This window comes from Exiguobacterium sp. MH3 (assembly GCF_000496635.1).
Classification (GTDB): domain Bacteria; phylum Bacillota; class Bacilli; order Exiguobacteriales; family Exiguobacteriaceae; genus Exiguobacterium_A; species Exiguobacterium_A indicum.
The window spans coordinates 3046323-3065918 of record NC_022794.1 but is presented as its reverse complement, the minus strand read 5'-3'; the positions used below and the strand labels follow the sequence as shown (position 1 = coordinate 3065918).

Genomic DNA, 19596 nt, shown 5'->3' with positions numbered 1-19596 from the left:
CCTCCTTTACCTATCCTGTACCCTGATAAAAATACTTCAGGGAGGTAAACGAATTCGGAAAATAATTTACGGAGCTGAACGTCTTGAGATAAAAGAAAACGGTGCAACCAGAAGGTTACACCGTACCTTACTCATTCACTTTTTTCTGCTTCGTCTTTCCACTTCGAATCGATTAACATCTCTCCCGGCCATGTATAAGCCATGATGCCGCCGTCTGCTGTGATATCCTCACCTGTAACATATGAGCTGTCGTCAGAAGCGAGGAAGAGGGCGACTGTTGCCATCTCGCGTGGTTTACCGAGTCGTCCGAGTGGTGTAATCCAAGCGTTCGCATCGCGGAACTGTTTGCCTTGCTCTTTTTCTTTTTCACCGACGAGTGTATCGATGAGTGGTGTTTCGATTGTTCCTGGTGATAACGAATTGACACGAATGCCATGACGCGCATAATCGATTGCCATCGCGCGCGTGAAGTTCGCAATCCCACCTTTCGCTGCGTTATAACCGGATCGGTTCAAGTCAGCTGCGCGACCAGACATCGATGACGTATTGATGATTGAACCACCGTTATCAAGCATGAGTGGAATCAAGAATTTACTGACGAGGAATGTACCGCGCAAGTCGACCGCGATGATCCGGTCGAAGAGATCGATTGGATACTCGTGGACTTTCCCGCCTTGTTCATCGATTCCGGCATTGTTGAAGAGGACGTCGATCGTACCGTATGTCTCTTTGACGTGCTTCGCAAGTTGCTCGACACTCTCGACGTCTGAGACATCGACATGGACGGCTTCCGCTTTCCCACCTTGTTGTGTAATCTGTTCTACTGTTTGTTGTGCTTTTTCAAGTGAGACATCGGCACAGACGACCGTTGCTCCCTGTTCTGCGAAGACAAGTGCAGTCGCTTGTCCAATCCCTGTTGCCGAGCCGGTAATGACAGCTACTTTTTGATCGAGTCTACCCATTATTAAATCCCTCCTAAGTCGTATCGTTCACCTTATGAAACATTCCCGGAGAAATGGAGATTAAACCCATCGATGCGTCTAGTGTTAGAGGATAGGGGGTACATCTACAACAGCACAATCGCTGTATAGAGGGAGATGAGAACGCTGACATCCGATCAATGGCAACTTGCCAAAAAATTATTACACGAAGCCGTCCAGTACCAAATGACACTCGAGAAGAGTGCATTTGCAAGTGAATTGATCGACCAAACGACACCTGTCCTCTGGTTTGGTGATGCGACGCGTAGCAGTTGGGTGACGATCGCGACGAACCCATCCCGATCGCAGTTTTTAGACCGAACAGGTGCATTACGATTTGACGAGCACGGTCCACTTTTCATACGTCCACAATCCATGACGTGGAATGCGTATTTACAAGAAGAGACATTGACGGAATCGATCCGACGCTTCAATCGTTACTTCAAACAACCAAATGTGTACCGAACCTGGTTCGGTCGACCAGGTGGCGGTAAGCTCGAAGGATTCTTGAACGGACTCGGTGCGTCGTTTTACGAGAAGACGTTTGATCCGGTCATTCATCTGGATTTTTTCCCGTTTCCGACACACCACTACATGGGAGCGATCAAAGAACGCAGCGTGTTGGAAGATAGTCCGTTCGGTCAGACATTTTTGTTACGCCTGCTTGAACTGTTCTCGATAAAAGGAATCATCCTGCTCGGTAAGGAACACACGGAACGATTTGCGAAGCTCGAACCAGACATCGCTTGGACGACCTATCGACCAACGGATTATCCGGACGCGATCTTTCAAGTTGGCTTTTCGTCACGATTTCAGGTACCCGTCGTCGGGCTCCATTTCAAACCAAGTGAACAGTTCATCGGTCTCGGTAATCGAAAGGATGAAAACGGCGTCAGCCATGGCACCTATGGGTCAGCAGAACACTTACGTCAAATCGGAAAAATCGTCCGTGAAAAAGTCGTGACATACAGTGAAAAAGGTGATTGACAGATATTTCGAACTCCCTAATAATAGGAGATGAATTAGCACTCTGTATGATTGAGTGCTAAAAAAGGGAGGCAGAATGAGCATGGAAACGAAACAATTTAAGGCGGAATCAAAACGATTGCTGGAGATGATGATTCATTCCATCTATACGCATAAGGAGATTTTCCTGCGCGAATTGATCTCGAATGCAAGTGACGCCATGGATAAGATGTACTACAAAGCATTGACGGACGAGACGATTTCGTTCGAAAAGGAACACTACAAAATTACGATCGAACCAAATAAAGAAGCGCGTCAACTCATCATTCGTGATACGGGAATCGGAATGACGAAGGAAGAACTAGAAGAAAATCTCGGTACGATCGCGAAGAGTGGATCGCTTGCCTTCAAAGCAGAAAACGAAGCACAAGATGGTCATGATATCATCGGTCAATTCGGTGTCGGATTCTATTCTGCATTTATGGTCGCAGACGTCGTCACTGTTGTTACGAAACCATTCGGCGGTGCGGTCGCTTATAAATGGGAATCGCGTGGTGTCGAAGGTTATACGATCGAGGAAGTCGACAAGGAAACCGTCGGAACGGAGATTACACTCCACATCAAGGCGAACGAGGAAGAAGAATCGTATGATGAATACCTCGAGACATATCGTCTGCGTAGCATCATCAAAAAATACTCGGATTTCATCCGTTATCCGATCGAGATGAAGGAACTCGAACGTCAGCCGATCGAAGGCAGTGACGAGACGGAAGAGGTCGAAGTCGTCAAGACGATCAACAGCATGGTGCCGATCTGGCGGAAGAATAAACGGGAATTGACAGACGAAGACTATACGAACTTCTACCAAGAGAAGCGGTATGGTTTCGACACACCGGCGAAACATATTCATATCAGTGTCGACGGCGCTGTTCGTTATCAATCGATCTTATTCATTCCGGAGCAAGCACCGTACGATTATTATTCGAAGGAATTTGAAAAGGGTCTTGAACTCTATGCCAATGGTGTCTTGATCATGGAAAAATGCAGCGACTTGTTGCCGGATCACTTCAGTTTCGTCAAAGGGATGGTCGATTCGGAAGACTTATCGCTCAACATCTCGCGTGAGTTACTGCAGCACGATCGTCAATTGAAATTGATCGCGAAAAACATCCAAAGTAAGATCAAGACACAACTCGAAGCACTTCTGCGCGAGGATCGCACGAAGTACGAAACGTTCTATCAAGCGTTCGGACGTCAGCTGAAGTTCGGTATGTACAATGATTACGGCATGCATAAAGAACAGGTGCAGGACCTCATCCTCTTCTACTCAGCGAAGGAGAAGAAGTTGATCACGCTTGCGGAATACGTCGCAGCGATGCCGGAAGATCAAGCACATATTTACTACGCCGCTGGTGAGAGTACGAATCGTTTAGACAAGTTACCACAATCCGAACTTGTGCGTGATAAAGGGTACGACATCTTGTACTTCACCGAAGAGATCGATGAGTTCGCGATCCAGATGCTCGTGACATATAACGAGAAGACGTTCAAGTCAGTCACGAGTAGCGATCTAGGGATTGAAGCAGAAGCGGCAGAGACGACGGACGCACAAGCGGAGATGTTCCAAGCAATGCAGGAAGTGTTAAGTGGACAAGTCAAGGAAGTCAAAGCATCAACGCGTCTAAAATCGCATCCCGTCTGTTTTGCGACGGACGGCGCCGTCTCGATCGAGATGGAGAAAATCTTGAAGGCGATGCCGAATAATGAAGGGGTAGAAGCGGTCAAGATTCTTGAATTGAATCCGTCACACGCGGTGTTCGAGTCTCTTGAGACGGCTTATCAAAACGATCGTTCGAAATTCGAGCGCTATACGAAACTGATGTATCAACAAGCATTGCTTGTCGAAGGACTCCCACTCGAGGATCCAGTCGCGTTCGCGAATGATGTATGTTTATTAATGGTTTAAGTTGAAATGACGCTATCCGTATGAGGATGGCGTCATTTTTTACAAAAAAGAATAAGTTACTCTGCAAAATGTTGAATGAGCTGTTTCATCAAATAGGCTTGGTTTTCTTCGAATTGTTTTTTTCGATGACCGTTCGCGCCAGATGGATGGGGGAAGTTGGAAAGAAGCTGATGCTGTTCGATTCGTCCATCCTGAATCAATCCACGGACTTGCGTCTCGACGACCCGACCGAGTGGAATTAATAACGCTGGTTTTTGTAACTGATTGATCTCAGCGACGAAGTGTTCTTCCGCGTAGTGCCTCAATAAAGGACTGCGATTGATCTTCGGTTGATGACCCGAGTAATTCTTTTCGCGATAAAAGACGGGTTGCTTTAACAGCGACGTCGGATGTAACAATTCCTGGTGTTGATGAAATAAGCTAGCTGTTGTCTCGATTCCGAGCAATGCTGGAAGCTCGAGTGTATCAAGCATCTGGACGAGGTTACGTCGCATCGTTCCGGCAAAACTGGCTGCATATTTGACGATGCGTGCCGTCCCTTCTAGTGAAGCCCCATGATGGAGGGCATCCGTTGCTTCTTCGAAAGCGATTCGCATCTGTTCAAAACCTGGTGTGATCCCGATGATGACGACTTTTGCTTCAGTATTGACATATTCGCCAATCGGAGAGTAATAGACGGTCAGCTCGTTCTCCTGTTGCAATAAAAAATCGTCCGTCCATAATTCATCACGTCGTAACGTACGATCGTCAGGTAAGCTACGAATGGCTTGTTCAAATATAGTTAATGAATTCATGAAGAACCCTCTCTCTCTGTATTGGCACTATAATAACAAATAATACCATTTGAGACAATTACACCCTTTCACTATTTGTGTATAGGTATATAAAAAAGGACTCGAGACGAGTCCTTTTCGTGCATCATGCGCGTTCTTTGACCGAAGCAACTTCATATGTCAGAATCTCGCTGCCGAGCATTGGCGATTCTCCTGCCTCACTACTCGCAGGTCGACTATGTGACGCTTTGAAATCGTCACTCTCACGCCATGCTTGAAAACTCTTCATGTCTTCCCAGTACATGTTGACGTTCATTTCATCATGTTCTTCGATGTTTTGCGTCAATAAGACCTCGACGCGGATGAATCCGTCCATCGTATCAAGTCCACTTGGACGCGTAAAACGAGGAGCGAGAGCTGCAGCCATCCCTTTTTTGACTTTAATCCGGTTCGTAACGACGATCATCATAAAATCCCCTTTCAAAAAACGAGTAACGTACTTCTTCAGTATAGTACGATGAAGGCAAGAATGCCGGAAAGAAGGAACAAACGACAATGAATGAACAGGAATACGATCAACGATTACGAATCGAGACCATTGAGATGCAACATCTTTATGGTGTGTTTAGTCACTACAATCGATATGAACCAACGCCTTATGCGGCACTAGACGAATTATGCGAAACGTATTTGTTTCAAAAACAGGACACGGTCATTGATTTCGGGTGTGGGAAAGGGCGTTTGAACTTTTACTTACACGACCGATTCGATTGTTCCGTCATCGGAATCGAGATGAACGGACAATTTTACGAGGACGCACTCCGGAATATGGCGAACTACCAAAGTCGACGGAAGCGGCGTTCCGGAAGTTTGCGATTTGAACAGACGTATGCCGAGCAGTATGCCATTCCGGATGAGACGAATAAGTTTTATTTCTTCAATCCATTCTCTTCACAAATTTTCATGAAAGTGATTGATCACATTTTAAGTTCGGTCGAACGTTCCCCGCGTTCGGTTGATCTCATCTTGTATTACCCGACCGATGAATACCGGGAGTACCTGGAGCGTCATACCGTATTCGAGCAAGTCGATGAGATTCGATTACGAGACCTCTATGAAAAAAATCATGACGAGCGGTTCGTCATCTATCGCTTTGATCCGAACAAACTGCTTCAAAACGGGTATAAATACAGTGAGGAAAGAAATAAAAGATAAGGAGGTCGGATGATGATCCGTTTAGAGCATGTCACGAAAGAGTTTGCACCGGGACGTGGAATATTCGATGTCAGTTTTACAGTTGATCCGGGGACGATATTCGGTTTCATCGGACCAAACGGATCTGGAAAATCAACGACTCTCCGACATCTGATGGGACTACTGGCTGCGGACGGTGGAAAGGCGACGATTGGCGGTTTTGATTGCTGGAAGCAAAGTAAAGAAGTGAAGCAGTTGGTCGGTTATTTGCCGGGAGAGATTAGTTTACCTGGAGACATGACGGGAGCAGACATGCTCGATTTGATGCAACAACTACATGCTAGCGATCCGGCACGGCGACAACTGTTGTTAAAACGATTTCCTTTTGAGACGAAGACGAAAATCCGCAAAATGTCAAAAGGGATGAAACAAAAATTGGCACTTGTCGGTTGCTTCATGAAGGATGCACCCGTCTATCTACTTGATGAGCCGACCAGTGGACTCGATCCTTTGATGCAAGAGCGTTTTTTAGAGTGGATCGAACAGGAGAAACATGCTGGAAAAGCGATTCTGATGAGTTCACATCACTTTCCGGAGATGGAAAAATCGTGCGATCGAGCGGCTTTAATCAAAGCAGGGCGCATCATCGTCGAATCGGATATTCATGAGTTGGTTCGATCGAGTCGAAAGACGTACACGATCGTCTTCCGAACAGAGGTGGAGGCGGCACAGTTCGCGATGCAAGTCGGTGTTGAACCGAAGCGGCTGGAAGTCAGTTTTCAAACGGACGAGACGCTGAGCTTAAATCAGGTGATTGCTTATTTAACCCAGTATGATGTACGGCTGATTCGTCCGTCAGCAGATGATTTAGAACAGGTCTTCTTGCATTATTATGGGGAGGAGGAATCGTCGTGATATTGCTGATCCGCTCTTTATTCAAGCAGGTCAGAAAGCCCGTGCTTGCTTATGCGATTGGAACGAGTCTCTACTTATTGATACTTGCGTTGCTATATCCATCGATGATGAAGACAGGTTTACTAGAAGCAAAACTAGAAGCGTTACCTCCAGAAGTCTTAAAAGCATTTCAATACGATAAGATGACAGGGTTCGAGAATGTACTGGATCTGCTCGGGGGGAACTATTATGGACTGATTTTTCAAGTCATTGCGAGTCTATTCTTGCTCTCATTAGCAGCGCGACTCGTTGCGCGACCAATCGACAATGGAGAGCTGATCGTCTATCTCGCAGCCCCGATCACCCGGAATACGTATACGTTTGCTGTCGCGATCGTCATGGGTATCGCAAGTATGGTTCTCGTAGGACTGAATGGACTCGTCTTGATGGTATCCGACTGGTGGATGACAGATATTTCGATCAATGACGTCATCTTATGGCGGATTCAACTCAATGCGCTATTGTTACTCTTGGCGATCGGTGCCTTTACGTTATTCGTTGCGACGTTATTTGACGAAGAACGTCGTGCTTTTTCGCTTGCTGGTAGTGTGCTTATCCTATCGATCGTCTTGACGATTCTGTCGGAACTAAGTGACAAGACGGAGTGGCTCCGTTATCTATCCGTCTTCTCCTTATTCAATACGACGCAATTACTAGAAGGAACGAATCATTTTCTTCTTCATTCGATTCTTTTACTCGTCCTCTGTCTCGTGTTCTTGACCGGAGCAGTCGTTCAATTCGGACGTCGGAGTCTGTCGATTTGATCGAAAGTGGCGCAAAAACTTTATAGAAAGTGAACATTTAGGATTTGAACGTTGCGTCAAGCGCTGATTTTTACTAAGATAAAGGAATGTTGTAGTTCTGGAAAAAGAAATGAGGTCTTTCGAAATGAATAAACCATCCATTTATGGATTAACGCTTGAGCAGATGACAGAATGGTTATCGAATCAAGGGCACAAACCATTCCGTGCCAAACAAGTATGGGATTGGCTCTACCGTAAACGTGTCACGACTTTCGCGGAAATGACGAATGTCAACAAGGATTGCCTTGAGTTGTTAGATCAGAGTTTTACGATTGACTCGATGACAGAAGCGGTCAAGCAAGAATCAGCAGACGGAACAATCAAGTTCCTTTTCAAATTATATGATGGCAACTTGATTGAAACGGTTCTAATGCGTCATAAGTACGGTCTTTCTGTCTGTGTTACGACACAGGTCGGCTGTAACATCGGCTGTAGCTTCTGTGCAAGTGGTCTGATCAAAAAGAGCCGCGACTTGTCAGCAGGCGAAATCGTTGAGCAAATCATGAACGTCCAGCATCACCTCGATGCAGTCGGTAACGAAGAACGTGTCAGCCACGTCGTCGTCATGGGTATCGGTGAACCGTTCGATAACTTCGACAACATGGTCGATTTCTTGAACGTCATCAAGGACCACAATGGTCTTGCAATCGGCGCACGTCACATCACGGTTTCAACAAGTGGTTTGGCAGACAAGATCTACAAGTTTGCTGACTTGAAACTTCAAGTCAACTTGGCGATCTCGCTTCACGCACCAAACAATGAATTGCGTACGCAAATCATGAAAATCAACCGGGCGATCCCGCTTGAGAAATTGATGCCAGCAATCGATTATTACGTTCAAACGACGAACCGTAAAATCACGATCGAGTACATCTTGCTTCGTGGCGTCAACGACCAAAAGGAACACGCAGTCGAACTCGCAAAACTGTTCGAAGACAAACGTCACTTGACGTATGTCAACTTGATTCCGTACAACCCGGTCGATGAGCACGGTCAATATCAGCGCAGTACGTCTGAAGATATCACGACGTTCTACGATACGTTGAAAAAGAACGGCTTGAACTGTGGTGTTCGTCTTGAGCACGGAACAGACATCGATGCGGCGTGTGGTCAATTACGTAGTAAGCAAATCAAAAAAGATAAAGTAGCATCCAAATAATTCGTTGGGCTTCTCATCGTTTCGGTGGGAAGCTTTTTTTACGATAAGAAATGAGGACATTCTATGACACGTACACGATTCAATGATTTTAACTTAAGTACACCAATTCTCGATTCAATCGAGCAACTCGGCTACACGACACCAACCGAAGTCCAGCAATCCGTCATTCCGGTCGTACTATCTGGAAAAGACGTCATCGTCAAATCACGGACAGGGAGCGGAAAGACGGCATCGTTTGCGATTCCACTGTGTGAACTCGTCGAGTGGGAAGAAAACAAACCACAAGTCTTAGTCTTGACGCCAACACGTGAGCTTGCCTTACAGGTCAAAGAAGATATTATGAATATCGGACGTTATAAGCGCATTAAAGCGACAGCTGTCTTCGGCAAGCAACCGTTCCGCGGACAAGTCACGGAGCTCAAACAAAAGACACACGTCGTCGTCGGCACACCGGGACGTGTACGCGATCATATTGAGCGAGGCACGTTATCGCTTGAGAAAGTCCGTTATGTCGTCTTGGATGAAGCGGATGAAATGCTGAATATGGGCTTCCTCGATCAAGTCGATGCCATCCTGTCCGAGTTACCAAAAGAGCGGATGACACTGTTGTTCTCTGCGACCTTCCCTGATGATATCGAACAGTTGAGCAATCGCTACATGGACGCACCAAAACGAATCGAAGCGGGTGAGACCGTCGTCTCGACAATCACGCATAGTTATATTTCGGTAACGGATAAGACAAAATTTGCGATTTTGAAAGATGTCCTCGTCGCTGAAAATCCGGATCGCTGCATGATCTTTTGTCGGACGAAAGAACACGTCGATTTCGTCGCGAATGGTCTCCACGCACATGACTATCCGGTTGAAGCAATTCACGGTGGAATGGAACAAGACGATCGACTCGATGCGATGAAAGCCTTCCGTGCCGGGAAGTTCCGAATTCTTGTCGCAACAGATGTCGCGGCACGTGGGATCGATATCGAGAACATCACGCACGTCATCCAGTATGATCTCCCTGTCGAACGAGAAAGCTACGTTCACCGGACCGGTCGGACGGGGCGTGCAGGAGCAGCAGGACAAGCAATCAGTCTCGTCACGCCGGCAGACGAACGTCGCCTAAAGGAAATCGAGCAGTATCACGGGAAGCTGACACGTCGCCAAGCACCGACAGAAAAGGACTTGATGCGGACAGCGGATGCATTCGAGGAGAAGATGGCGACGGAAGATACGCGTTCTTCGAAAACGGAACAGCTTGATGCGGACATCATGAAGTTGTTCTTTAACGGCGGGAAAAAGAAAAAACTCCGTGCCGTCGACTTTGTTGGAACGATTGCTAAGATTGAAGGCGTCACGGCAGACGATATCGGGATCATCTCGATTCAGGATACGTTGACGTATGTCGATATCCTCAACGGGAAAGGTCCGCTTGTCCTCCGGGCGATGAAGACGACGAAGGTTAAAGGGAAACAATTGAAAGTGTACGAAGCATTCAAGAAATAAGACAAGCCGGTCATTCTCCGCTTAAGCGAAGAGGGACCGGCTGTTTTGCGTCAAGGCATGGCCAAGATGGAGTCCGCTAGCAGCTGCTTGGGCAAGCGAGTGTGTCGCACCGGAACAATCACCAATCGCATAGACACCGGGACATGTCGTCTCAAACGTCTCTGACGTCTCAAGCATCGGTGCGTAAAACTTGCCATCTAATCCGTAAAGCAACGTATCTCCTGGAAGTTCCACTTCAAGGAGTTGCTCAAGGCGCTCTAAAAACGCTTCTAAGACAAGCAGGTCTTCTGCAGGTACTTCTGCATGCAAATTACCGGGAGACGCGGTTAGGGAAGGGATGACCGTGTTACGACTCAATTGATCGTGTGCCGTCGCTCGCGATGTTCGGAAATCACTGAGTCGCTGAATGAGAATGCGATCACCACCTTGGTTGATTCCGCCAATGATGCGCGCGGCATACGCATTCGCTTTCGCTAGTGTCGAAAAATACCGCGGGAGAAATAGTGTAAAGTTCAGATTTGTCGAGCCGTCTGCCGTCTCGTGGACGTTTTGACCGTCCGGCATGACGAGTCCTTCTTGATATTTGCGGATGATCCGTCCGCGCGGATTCATGCAATAGGTGACGGCTTGACCGTAAGGCGAGTCGTAACCGAGCTTCGTCTCGAACGTCTCTTGTAACAATGTCCGAAATAGTCCCTCATCCGTCTCAATTCGCACCCCGAGATCGAGTCGAGTTCGCTGTGGGGTGACACCAAGCGTCGCTAACTGGTGCAACGTAAAGTCTGCACCTGAACGACCTGTCGCGAACACGATCCGTTGACTGACGAAGGTCTCGTCCGCTGTTTTGATCGTAAACGACTTCGACTTCGTGATCTGCTCGATTGTCGTTTCGAATCGGGCATCGAGACGCGGTAATAAGGCGTCCTCAAACGCCGTGAAGACAGCAGCTGTCCGTACTGTGCCTAAATGACGGACGGTCGTCTCGACCGAATGTAGACCGGCGCGGCGGGCGCGAGACGCTACAATAGGGGAATGCGTCGAATAGGTCTCAACTGTACCTCCACCATATGTACATAAAAGATCATCGACTTCTTGGAACAGTCGTCGAGTCGTCTCTTCACCGATTTTTGAGACGAGTTCTCCACCGAATCCCGTCGCATAATTAAACTTTCCTTCTGATTTGCCAAGCCCTGCGAATCCAAGATACGCATCTTCTGCTGTTCGTTCGCGAATCGGTTTTCCGGCATCGAGCAGTAGGACGCGTTGTCCGTCTTCAACGAGCTGATGGGCGAGGAAAATTCCTGCTACACCAGCTCCGATAATCGTCACATCATACATCGCTGACATCTCCTTTTCTTTGAGTATACAAAAAAGCCGGATTCCTATGAAAGGAATCCGGACTAGGTGAAATCGCTTATTTCCACTCTGCGATGTCAGCGATTGGTAGACGAACCGATGGGTATCCTGCGTCCACTGCTTTACCGATTGAAAGCAACATGACTGGGAGGTAACGTTCTTTTTCAAGACCGAATGCTTCTGCGATTTGGTCTTTTTCGTAACCACCGATTGGGTTTGTATCGTAACCGTGTGCACGAGCAACGAGCATCAATTGCATCGAAACGAGACCTGAGTCGATCAAGATGCTATCACGTAATGTTTCAACGTCTTCTGGACGGTAGAACCCTTTGATAGCTGGTACTTGGCGATCACGTACTTCTTGCGGCATAAGACCTTTTTCCACAGCCATATCATAGATTGTCTCGATGCTATCGACTGCGTTCATGTCACCGAAGACGGCGATGACAGCAGAAGATGTCTCGACTTGAACTTGGTTGAATTTTGCGAGTGGTGCGAGTGTCGCTTTACCTTCTTCGCTATCGATGACGAGGAAACGCCATGGTTGCATGTTAACTGAAGATGGTGCAAGTGTTGCTTCTTCAAGGATTTGTGTCATTTCTTCTTTTGAAATTTTTACGTTTGTGTCGTAGTTACGAATCGAGCGGCGTCCTTTGACGATTTCCATGAAGTCCGTTGTTGTTTGAGTAGTCATAATTATTCAATCTCCCTTGTGTGTGTTTTCTTTTTTTATAGTGTAAAAAAACTTATTTCCAGTCTGCGATGTCGTTGATTGGTAGGCGAACTGATGGATATCCAGCGTCCACCGCTTTACCGATCGATAGCAACATGACCGGTACATAACGATCTTTTTCAAGACCGAATGCTTCCGCGATTTGATCTTTCTCGTAACCACCGATTGGGTTTGTATCATAACCGTGTGCACGAGCGACGAGCATCAATTGCATCGAGACGAGACCCGAGTCAATCAAGATGCTGTCTTTCAAGTCGTTTGCTGATACGCTGCTGTACATCCCTTGGATCGCTGGTACTTGGCGATCGCGTACTTCTTGTGGCATGAGCCCTTTTGCGACAGCTGTATCGTAGATGTTCTCGAGTTGATCAACAGCGTTCATGTCACCGAAGACGGCGATGACAGCAGAAGATGTCTCGACTTGGACTTGGTTGAATTTCGCGAGTGGTGCAAGCGTTGCTTTGCCTTCTTCGCTATCGATGACGAGGAAACGCCATGGTTGCATGTTGACAGAAGAAGGTGCGAGTGTTGCTTCTTCAAGAATTTGTGTCATTTCTTCTTTTGAGATCTTCACGTCTGTATCGTAGTTACGGATCGAACGGCGTCCTTTGACGATTTCCATGAAGTCTGTTTGAGTTTGCGTTGCCATATTAAATCGACTCCTCTTTTAATTTAGGTAATGTGTCGGCGTTCGCTTCGATGCGTTGAATCATCTCAGCTAACGTCCGTTGTTCTTCAGCAGAGAATCCTTCGAGTAGGTTCTCGAGGAACTCATCTTTTTGTTCGCGTAATCGTGCAATGCGCGTCGCCCCTTGTTCCGTTAAGGAAACAAGAATCACCCGATTGTCAGCGGCTGAACGCTCGCGAGCAATCATCCCTGTCGATTCCAGATGTTTGAGGTGACGGGTCACCGCCGCGTGATCGACATTGACGCGTTTTTGCAATTCTTTTTGACTGATCGTTTGATCGACTTGTAGTTGAGCAAGTAGGTCCATTCGAGTCTGACTGAAACCATCCGTACAGAGATCGAATTTTTGAGCAATCGTCTTATTGACGGAGACGAGTGCATAGATCAAACGTCCTTTTTCGGTGCAGGAAATACTCAATCCATCACATCCTTCCCTTCGTTCGAAGAAACCTTTGACGTATCAAAGATTGATATGTAAACGAATATAACGTGTTTATTTTGATGGCGCAACTTATCTGCTTCTGACATAAAAAAAGATATCATTCACGCAGAATGATATCGAGTCAGGCGACTTAGCTAATTTGGCGTTCAGACGCTGGAATTCCTTTTGCATCAATCGCTGCAATGATCCGGCGGAAATAAAACAACCAAAATTGCAGAAACGGTCCAATCAGGAAAATCGAGAGGATCGTACCGAAGAAAACAGGTCCCCCAAGCAACCAACCGATGCCGCATGCCGTGACTTCCATGATCGTCCGCATCAGACGAATCGACGTTCCGAAGCGCTCTGCAAGTGTCAGCGTTAACCCATCACGTGGACCAGCCCCGTATCCGACAGCGACATACAGACCAGCGCCCATCCCAATGATGAAGATACCGAAAATCAGCCAGAGCGTATTCAACCAGATCGATTCAAAAGAGGGTAAGAGATGAGAACCAAGCACAAGATTCATGAAGACACCAACGAAAATCGCGTTGACGAGCGTTCCGATTTGCGGTGTGACGCGGTCTAATGCGTACTTAACGAAAACGAGTAATAGACCAACAAGTAAGATGATCGTTCCGACGGATAGTGGCGTCTTCTTTTGGAGACCAAGATGCAATACATCCCACGTCGAGACACCGAGTTCAGCCGTGATCATCATCGATGAGCCAAGAGCGAGTAAAAATAAACCAAGCAGGAAGAGTCCCCACTTTAACGTAGCGCGTAACAACCAGGAAGCGCGATGACGCGTCATGTCTGGCACCTCATTTCTTAAAATAATTGATTCGTTAACTGTATCATGAGGAAAGTGGAAGAAGAAAGACGAAATTTTCCGTTTTTTCCATCTTAAGAAGGAGGGGAAGGAGGATTGAGACCCGTATACTGAAGAAAAAAGGAGATGACCGAATGAAAGCGATCCGGCACCTGATTCGTTTTACATATATAGAAGCCATCTGTTGCGTCTTTCCCGTGATGATTTTCGCAGCGCTTGCTCTTTCACGTTATCTTCCTACTGAACCGGTTGCTCGATATGATCTTTTGTTGCTTTGGTGTATTCTCGTCCAAATCGTCTTACTCGTCACTCGTTATGAAACGATGGAAGAATTCAAACTGATCTTATTGTTTCACGTCATTGGTCTAGCCCTTGAACTGTTTAAAGTGAACGTCGGATCTTGGAGTTATCCGGAAGACGCTTTGACGAAAGTGGCTGGTGTTCCATTGTATGCAGGATTCATGTACGCAAGCGTTGCGAGTTATGTCTGCCAGGCGTTTCGGCGATTTCATTTACGATTTATAGCATTTCCACCACCTTGGCTTGCGATCAGCGTCGGGAGTCTCGTCTATCTCAACTTCTTCACCCACCACTGGATCTTCGATGCACGCTGGCTATTGATGGTCCTCGTCGTTCTCGTCTTCTATAAGTCATGGGTTCATTTTACGATCGAGCAAACGATCTACCGGATGCCGCTCGTCCTGTCCTTTTTATTGATCGCCTTTTTCATTTGGATCGCGGAGAACATCGTAACGTTCTTTAAAGGCTGGGTCTATCCGCATCAAGAAGGCGGATGGGCAGTCGTTGATCTTGGAAAATTGTCTTCTTGGTTCCTGCTTGTGATCATCACGGTTTTGATCGTCATCGTCGCAAAATACAAGCGTCAGGATCCGGCTGTGGAAATTCAACAACGTACCTAAGCAAAAAAATAACCAGGCTGTTTTTTTGAACTACTTCCGCGTTTTTTCGTTGCTATAGTGAAAAAAACGCAAAGGAAGTGGTCATGGATGATGCAACAGGTGATGGAACGAGCAACTGAATTGGTACAGATGAAATTAGCGGCCGTGGAGCGGTATGAAGATTGGCAACTCTGGCTCGACGAAGTAAACGGAATCGATGAATGGGTCAAGATGTCAGCGTATTATGCACCGCGCGACGTTCAAGAAACATTGGTCATCGATGAAGCAATAGAGCTAGAGCAGACCATCGTCATGCCACCGCAAGTACCGGTCGAGCCAGTACGCAAGCAACGTTATGCCTATACGTTTCAGCGGGGGTTAAAAGGCGGTACTTTACTAGAATGGTCGGGCAGTCATATTTCTGAACGAGACGTCCGCGATTGGAATCTCGAGCACGGCATGGAAGTCCGGGTCCGTGTCGATCGTCAGGATGATCAAAAAACGATATGTCGTGTTGAAGCCGTCGTCTCGACGGAGCGAATGAGAGAGAATCCGGAACGTGTCGTGTTTGAACAAGCAATCGTCAAAGCACATGGAATCATTGAGGAAACGGTGAATGGTCCACTGCAAGATGAGTCGGGCAGATCGTTCTATTATGTTGTACCGGTAGAAGACATGCGCTATTTCCGACTAGAAGCAGGGCAACTTGTCGATCTCGTCATGTGGCGGGGACGGAAGGATACATTAACGATTGCTTGGAAGCATCCGTTCACGTATGAAGAGCCGATCGTCAACGCATCATCCAACCGTCCGTCAGCGATAGAACAACAGGTAGTGAAGACGCCTGTGACAACAAAAAAGTCAAATCGGTATGCACGAAAAATGAAACGGCAACCGGTGCCGAAAGCTAAAAAAGCGCAGCGTCGCGTCCGTATGCCAAAAGAGCAAACGATTGAACCGATCGTAACAACAGCCGTACCGGGACAATTGATGGATTTCGTTGATAAGACACCGTTAGATTTCACGCGCTTCACAGGCATGCGTCTTGTTATCGTTGGAAACGAACAACAGACCGCTGTCTATCGTGAGTTCTTTGCGCCGACGGGGATCGAATTAATTCATCTAGCAGGGGACGCACAGTCCGCGAAAAAGATTGCTTGTCTCGCCAAAAAGACGGACGCGATCGTCGTCGTGACGAGCCGTGTCTCTCATGCAGCGAGTGCACATGTCATCGCTCAGGCGAAAAAGCATGGTATTCCATTCGCGATGGAACGCCTCGACGGTCGACGTTCATTATATACAGCGTGTGAGCGGCAACTTGAGCGCGCTTGGTTGAAACAGAAACAAGAGGGGAAATTATTGAAAAATCAGTGAAACATTAGAAGTTATTAGCCGTAGAGTAAGGTGAGAACTTATTTTTCAAGGAGGACCTTACTCATGTCATCTCAATTAAAAAAAGCAGCGAAGGAGTCGCTCAGCGGTCGTTGGGGATTCGCAGTCCTAACAGTTATTCTGTTTAGTATCATTCAAGGTGTGCCTGGATTATTTGGATCAGATATAGATGAACCAGCTAATACGATGGATCTCGTCGTATCGTTGGTATCGATTTTATTGATCCCGGTCGGAGTCGGTTGGACTTGGATTGCGATGTCGATTGCTCGCGGAGAAGAAACGAAAGTGACGGATTTATTTGAACCATATGGTATGTTTTTCAAAGTGATTGGTCTAGCCATCGTACAACTCTTTTTTATCTTCTTATGGTTACTGCTATTAGTCGTACCGGGAATCATTAAATCATTTTCTTACATGCTAACGTTCTATATTTTGCGAGATGAACCATCGATTGGTATCTTAGAGGCCATTACACGCTCCCGAAAAATGATGGACGGGCATAAAATGGAAGCATTCCTTCTTCTACTGTCGTTTATTGGTTGGGCTCTTTTAGGAATCGTTACCCTCGGCCTAGCATTCTTGTGGATTACACCATATTTCAGTGTTACCTTTGCAAAATTTTATGATCGTGTTCGTGGTGAACAAACGCCAGAGCCAACATCAGATTTCGTCGCACCATATTAATACCGGATCCCGACACGATGTCGGGATTTTTTATGCTCGAAATAATTCCGATTGGAAAAGACGGTTTAATAGTTGCTTTAGTTCAGTGAATTTTGTACGATGAATGCAACACATCTTATCTAGAGAAGTCGAGGGACTGGCCCGAAGACACTTCAGCAACCCCGCCGTGGCGGAAGGTGCTACTTCCAGGAAGGGATACCTTCCGAAGATAAGAGCGGACAGGACAAGATACCGTCGCTCTTTTCGAACTTCGAAAAGAGCGTTTTTTTATGATAAGGGGGACGATGGAGTGGAGTATGGTTTTTGGTTACCGATTTTTGGGGGATGGTTACGTAATGTCGAGGATGAACAGATGCCACCGACCTTCGATTATGCGAAACAAGTCGCACAAACAGCAGAACGGATCGGCTTCTCGACGACGTTGATCGCGGAACTGAACTTGAACGATATTAAAGGTATCAAGGAACCGAGTCTTGAGGCATGGACGACGGCAGCAGCGATTGCTGCAACGACGGAACGCCTTGAGATCATGACAGCGGTTCGTCCCGGGTTCCATAATCCAGCGACGACAGCGAAGATGGCGGCAAACATCGATCAGTTGAGTGGTGGACGCTTTACGCTCAACGTCGTTTCAGCGTGGTGGGCAGAGGAAGCGAAACAATACAATGGTATCTTCACAGCACACGATGAACGCTATGCTCGGACGGAAGAGTTCGTCACGGTCATGAAGGGACTATGGGCAGATGCGTCACCGTATAGCTTCTCCGGTCATCACTACACGATCGAGCAAGCAGAACTCCATCCGAAGCCAGTCCAGCGTCCAGGGATCAAGCTCTACGCCGGTGGAGAGAGTGAAGCTGGAAAACGGACGATCGTCGAACACTGTGACGCTTATGTCATGCATGGGGGTACTGTTGAAGAAGTAGCCCATAAAATCAATGACATGAAAGTACGCCGGGAAACGACGGGACAAACGCCGCTTGAGAGCTTCGGTCTTGCTGCCTACATCATTTGTCGGGATACGGAAGAAGAAGCACTTCTTGAATGGCAACGCATCACGGACGTTAAGGAAGACAGCGCTGGTTATGCCGGTTATCAGGATTTCATCAGTAAATCGCAACTGGAGCAACAGGTCGAACGAAACGATTATTCCGTCTCGAACCGTGGTCTACGTCCGAATTTAATCGGAACACCAGAACAAATCGCTGAACGGATTCTAGCATTCGAAGCTGTTGGTGTCACGTTACTCTTATTACAATTCTCACCACAACTCGAAGAAATGGAACGCTTTGCTCGTGACGTAATGCCACTGGTCGAAGCGAAACGAAAGGTAGGTCAACAATCATGACAAAAATTCATATTCTCCACGAAAATCAAGAATGGACGGACCATCTCATCAAACGTCTCGAAGAACTCGAGTTACCGTATGAAGAGTGGCACTTGAATGAAGGGATCGTTCCGCTGGACGAACTGCCGCCAGAAGGCGTCTTTTACAGCCGCATGAGTGCCTCTTCGCATACGCGGGGGCATCGTTACGCGCCGGAGTTGACGGAAGGGGTCCTCGCTTGGTTAGAAGAGCATGACCGGACTGTCTTTAATGGAACGCGTGCGCTTCGTTTAGAAGTCAGCAAAGTCAATCAATACACGGCGTTGCGTAAGGCTGGGATTCGTGTACCGAAGACGACGGCTGCCGTCGGACGCGATCAAATCGTACAAGCAGCAAAAGAAATTGGCGTTTCGTCATTCATCACGAAACATAACCGGGCTGGGAAAGGTCTCGGCGTCCAGCTGTTCCACTCGATTGAAGCACTTGAAGCTTATCTCGACGGTCCGACATTCGACGAACCAGTCGATGGCATCACGTTGATTCAAGAGTATATTCAAGCACCAGAACCGTACATCACACGTTGTGAGTTCGTAGGTGGAAAGTTCGTCTACGCGGTTCGAGTCGATACATCAGAAGGTTTTGAGCTTTGCCCAGCGGATGCATGTGTAATCGACGACTTGTTCTGCCCAGTTGGTGAAGAAGCACCGCAAACACCGATGAAGTTCCAAATCGTTGAAGGCTTCGATGACCCAATCATTGAAAAATATGAAGCATTCCTCCAAGCGAACCAAATCGCGGTCGCCGGTATCGAGTTCATTAAGGATACGTCAGGTACGATCTATACGTATGACGTCAATACGAATACGAACTATAATTCGGATGCTGAGGCAGCTGCAGGACGCTACGGTATGCTCGAACTAGCGAAGTTCCTCGGTGCAGCCCTTGAAACAAGCACAGTAAAATAAG

General features: G+C 47.1%; 20 protein-coding genes and 1 riboswitch. Of the genes, 12 read left to right on the top strand and 8 right to left on the bottom strand.

What is annotated here, in order from left to right; all coding sequences use genetic code 11:
• Positions 1 to 131 precede the first annotated feature (131 nt).
• The gene (locus U719_RS15880) at positions 132 to 962 is read right to left on the bottom strand and encodes an SDR family oxidoreductase (protein WP_023469801.1); all 831 of its coding nucleotides are present in this window, start codon (positions 960 to 962) and stop codon (positions 132 to 134) included.
• A gap of 135 nt (positions 963 to 1097) precedes the next feature.
• Between U719_RS15880 and U719_RS15875 the strand changes: the two genes are divergently transcribed.
• Complete coding sequence (locus U719_RS15875; protein ID WP_023469800.1) at positions 1098 to 1967, top strand: hypothetical protein; 870 nt, start codon at positions 1098 to 1100, stop codon at positions 1965 to 1967.
• Between the two features lie 82 nt (positions 1968 to 2049).
• Entirely contained in the window at positions 2050 to 3912 is a 1863-nt protein-coding gene (htpG, locus tag U719_RS15870; RefSeq protein ID WP_023469799.1) for a molecular chaperone HtpG, read from the top strand.
• A 56-nt stretch (positions 3913 to 3968) separates the two neighbouring features.
• Here htpG and U719_RS15865 read toward each other — a convergent pair whose 3' ends face one another.
• On the bottom strand, positions 3969 to 4706 hold the full coding sequence (locus U719_RS15865) for a hypothetical protein (RefSeq protein ID WP_023469798.1): 738 nt from the start codon (positions 4704 to 4706) through the stop codon (positions 3969 to 3971).
• A 124-nt stretch (positions 4707 to 4830) separates the two neighbouring features.
• Positions 4831 to 5151: a heme oxygenase gene (locus tag U719_RS15860; RefSeq protein ID WP_023469797.1), complete on the bottom strand. Its 321-nt coding sequence runs from the start codon at positions 5149 to 5151 to the stop codon at positions 4831 to 4833.
• An 89-nt stretch (positions 5152 to 5240) separates the two neighbouring features.
• Between U719_RS15860 and U719_RS15855 the strand changes: the two genes are divergently transcribed.
• The 5 genes from U719_RS15855 to U719_RS15835 all read left to right on the top strand — a co-directional run bounded on the left by U719_RS15855 (position 5241) and on the right by U719_RS15835 (position 10295).
• The gene (locus U719_RS15855) at positions 5241 to 5900 is read left to right on the top strand and encodes a cyclopropane-fatty-acyl-phospholipid synthase family protein (RefSeq protein WP_023469796.1); all 660 of its coding nucleotides are present in this window, start codon (positions 5241 to 5243) and stop codon (positions 5898 to 5900) included.
• 12 nt (positions 5901 to 5912) lie between these two features.
• Positions 5913 to 6794, top strand: a complete 882-nt coding sequence (locus U719_RS15850) for an ABC transporter ATP-binding protein (RefSeq protein ID WP_023469795.1) — start codon at positions 5913 to 5915, stop codon at positions 6792 to 6794.
• Positions 6791 to 7597: an ABC transporter permease subunit gene (locus tag U719_RS15845; RefSeq protein WP_023469794.1), complete on the top strand. Its 807-nt coding sequence runs from the start codon at positions 6791 to 6793 to the stop codon at positions 7595 to 7597. The genes U719_RS15850 and U719_RS15845 overlap by 4 nt, the downstream gene beginning before the upstream one ends.
• A 124-nt stretch (positions 7598 to 7721) precedes the next feature.
• Entirely contained in the window at positions 7722 to 8795 is a 1074-nt protein-coding gene (gene rlmN / locus U719_RS15840) for a 23S rRNA (adenine(2503)-C(2))-methyltransferase RlmN (protein ID WP_023469793.1), read from the top strand.
• A 63-nt stretch (positions 8796 to 8858) separates the two neighbouring features.
• A complete protein-coding gene (locus U719_RS15835) occupies positions 8859 to 10295 on the top strand; it encodes a DEAD/DEAH box helicase (RefSeq protein WP_023469792.1) in 1437 nt (478 codons plus the stop codon).
• A gap of 21 nt (positions 10296 to 10316) precedes the next feature.
• Here U719_RS15835 and U719_RS15830 read toward each other — a convergent pair whose 3' ends face one another.
• The 5 genes from U719_RS15830 to U719_RS15810 form a co-directional block, all read right to left on the bottom strand.
• Positions 10317 to 11633 (bottom strand): NAD(P)/FAD-dependent oxidoreductase, encoded by a 1317-nt coding sequence (locus U719_RS15830; protein WP_023469791.1) that lies wholly within the window; start codon positions 11631 to 11633, stop codon positions 10317 to 10319.
• A gap of 76 nt (positions 11634 to 11709) precedes the next feature.
• Positions 11710 to 12345, bottom strand: coding sequence for a nitroreductase family protein (locus U719_RS15825; RefSeq protein ID WP_023469790.1), 636 nt, complete (start codon positions 12343 to 12345; stop codon positions 11710 to 11712).
• Positions 12346 to 12397: 52 nt separating this feature from the next.
• Positions 12398 to 13033, bottom strand: coding sequence for a nitroreductase family protein (locus tag U719_RS15820; protein ID WP_023469789.1), 636 nt, complete (start codon positions 13031 to 13033; stop codon positions 12398 to 12400).
• Between the two features lies 1 nt (position 13034).
• The gene (locus U719_RS15815) at positions 13035 to 13490 is read right to left on the bottom strand and encodes a MarR family winged helix-turn-helix transcriptional regulator (RefSeq protein WP_023469788.1); all 456 of its coding nucleotides are present in this window, start codon (positions 13488 to 13490) and stop codon (positions 13035 to 13037) included.
• A 154-nt stretch (positions 13491 to 13644) separates the two neighbouring features.
• The gene (locus U719_RS15810) at positions 13645 to 14310 is read right to left on the bottom strand and encodes a YitT family protein (RefSeq protein WP_023469787.1); all 666 of its coding nucleotides are present in this window, start codon (positions 14308 to 14310) and stop codon (positions 13645 to 13647) included.
• A gap of 152 nt (positions 14311 to 14462) precedes the next feature.
• Between U719_RS15810 and U719_RS15805 the strand changes: the two genes are divergently transcribed.
• The 5 genes from U719_RS15805 to U719_RS15785 all read left to right on the top strand — a co-directional run bounded on the left by U719_RS15805 (position 14463) and on the right by U719_RS15785 (position 19595).
• A complete protein-coding gene (locus U719_RS15805) occupies positions 14463 to 15248 on the top strand; it encodes a DUF817 domain-containing protein (protein ID WP_023469786.1) in 786 nt (261 codons plus the stop codon).
• 87 nt (positions 15249 to 15335) lie between these two features.
• Positions 15336 to 16601 carry a DUF2325 domain-containing protein gene (locus U719_RS15800; RefSeq protein ID WP_023469785.1) on the top strand — a complete coding sequence of 422 codons (1266 nt, stop codon included), beginning with the start codon at positions 15336 to 15338 and terminating at the stop codon, positions 16599 to 16601.
• A 63-nt stretch (positions 16602 to 16664) separates the two neighbouring features.
• Complete coding sequence (locus U719_RS15795) at positions 16665 to 17303, top strand: DUF975 family protein (protein ID WP_023469784.1); 639 nt, start codon at positions 16665 to 16667, stop codon at positions 17301 to 17303.
• A 112-nt stretch (positions 17304 to 17415) separates the two neighbouring features.
• A riboswitch (SAM riboswitch) is annotated at positions 17416 to 17518 on the top strand.
• Between the two features lie 74 nt (positions 17519 to 17592).
• Complete coding sequence (locus tag U719_RS15790; RefSeq protein WP_023469783.1) at positions 17593 to 18651, top strand: LLM class flavin-dependent oxidoreductase; 1059 nt, start codon at positions 17593 to 17595, stop codon at positions 18649 to 18651.
• Positions 18648 to 19595, top strand: a complete 948-nt coding sequence (locus U719_RS15785) for a RimK family alpha-L-glutamate ligase (protein WP_023469782.1) — start codon at positions 18648 to 18650, stop codon at positions 19593 to 19595. Before U719_RS15790 ends, U719_RS15785 begins: the two co-directional genes overlap by 4 nt.
• Position 19596: the final 1 nt, after the last annotated feature.

Bases quoted from the DNA above. Each gene is read 5' to 3' on its own strand.
- U719_RS15855 (WP_023469796.1), top strand. From the start codon at position 5,241: ATGAATGAACAGGAATACGATCAACGATTACGAATCGAGACCATTGAG.
- U719_RS15860 (WP_023469797.1), bottom strand. From the start codon at position 5,151: ATGATCGTCGTTACGAACCGGATTAAAGTCAAAAAAGGGATGGCTGCA.
- rlmN (WP_023469793.1), top strand. From the start codon at position 7,722: ATGAATAAACCATCCATTTATGGATTAACGCTTGAGCAGATGACAGAA.
- U719_RS15810 (WP_023469787.1), bottom strand. From the start codon at position 14,310: ATGACGCGTCATCGCGCTTCCTGGTTGTTACGCGCTACGTTAAAGTGG.
- U719_RS15805 (WP_023469786.1), top strand. From the start codon at position 14,463: ATGAAAGCGATCCGGCACCTGATTCGTTTTACATATATAGAAGCCATC.
- U719_RS15820 (WP_023469789.1), bottom strand. From the start codon at position 13,033: ATGGCAACGCAAACTCAAACAGACTTCATGGAAATCGTCAAAGGACGC.
- U719_RS15835 (WP_023469792.1), top strand. From the start codon at position 8,859: ATGACACGTACACGATTCAATGATTTTAACTTAAGTACACCAATTCTC.
- U719_RS15800 (WP_023469785.1), top strand. From the start codon at position 15,336: ATGATGCAACAGGTGATGGAACGAGCAACTGAATTGGTACAGATGAAA.
- U719_RS15850 (WP_023469795.1), top strand. From the start codon at position 5,913: ATGATCCGTTTAGAGCATGTCACGAAAGAGTTTGCACCGGGACGTGGA.
- U719_RS15865 (WP_023469798.1), bottom strand. From the start codon at position 4,706: ATGAATTCATTAACTATATTTGAACAAGCCATTCGTAGCTTACCTGAC.
- U719_RS15785 (WP_023469782.1), top strand. From the start codon at position 18,648: ATGACAAAAATTCATATTCTCCACGAAAATCAAGAATGGACGGACCAT.
- U719_RS15825 (WP_023469790.1), bottom strand. From the start codon at position 12,345: ATGACTACTCAAACAACAACGGACTTCATGGAAATCGTCAAAGGACGC.
- U719_RS15830 (WP_023469791.1), bottom strand. From the start codon at position 11,633: ATGTATGATGTGACGATTATCGGAGCTGGTGTAGCAGGAATTTTCCTC.
- U719_RS15880 (WP_023469801.1), bottom strand. From the start codon at position 962: ATGGGTAGACTCGATCAAAAAGTAGCTGTCATTACCGGCTCGGCAACA.
- U719_RS15795 (WP_023469784.1), top strand. From the start codon at position 16,665: ATGTCATCTCAATTAAAAAAAGCAGCGAAGGAGTCGCTCAGCGGTCGT.
- htpG (WP_023469799.1), top strand. From the start codon at position 2,050: ATGGAAACGAAACAATTTAAGGCGGAATCAAAACGATTGCTGGAGATG.
- U719_RS15875 (WP_023469800.1), top strand. From the start codon at position 1,098: ATGAGAACGCTGACATCCGATCAATGGCAACTTGCCAAAAAATTATTA.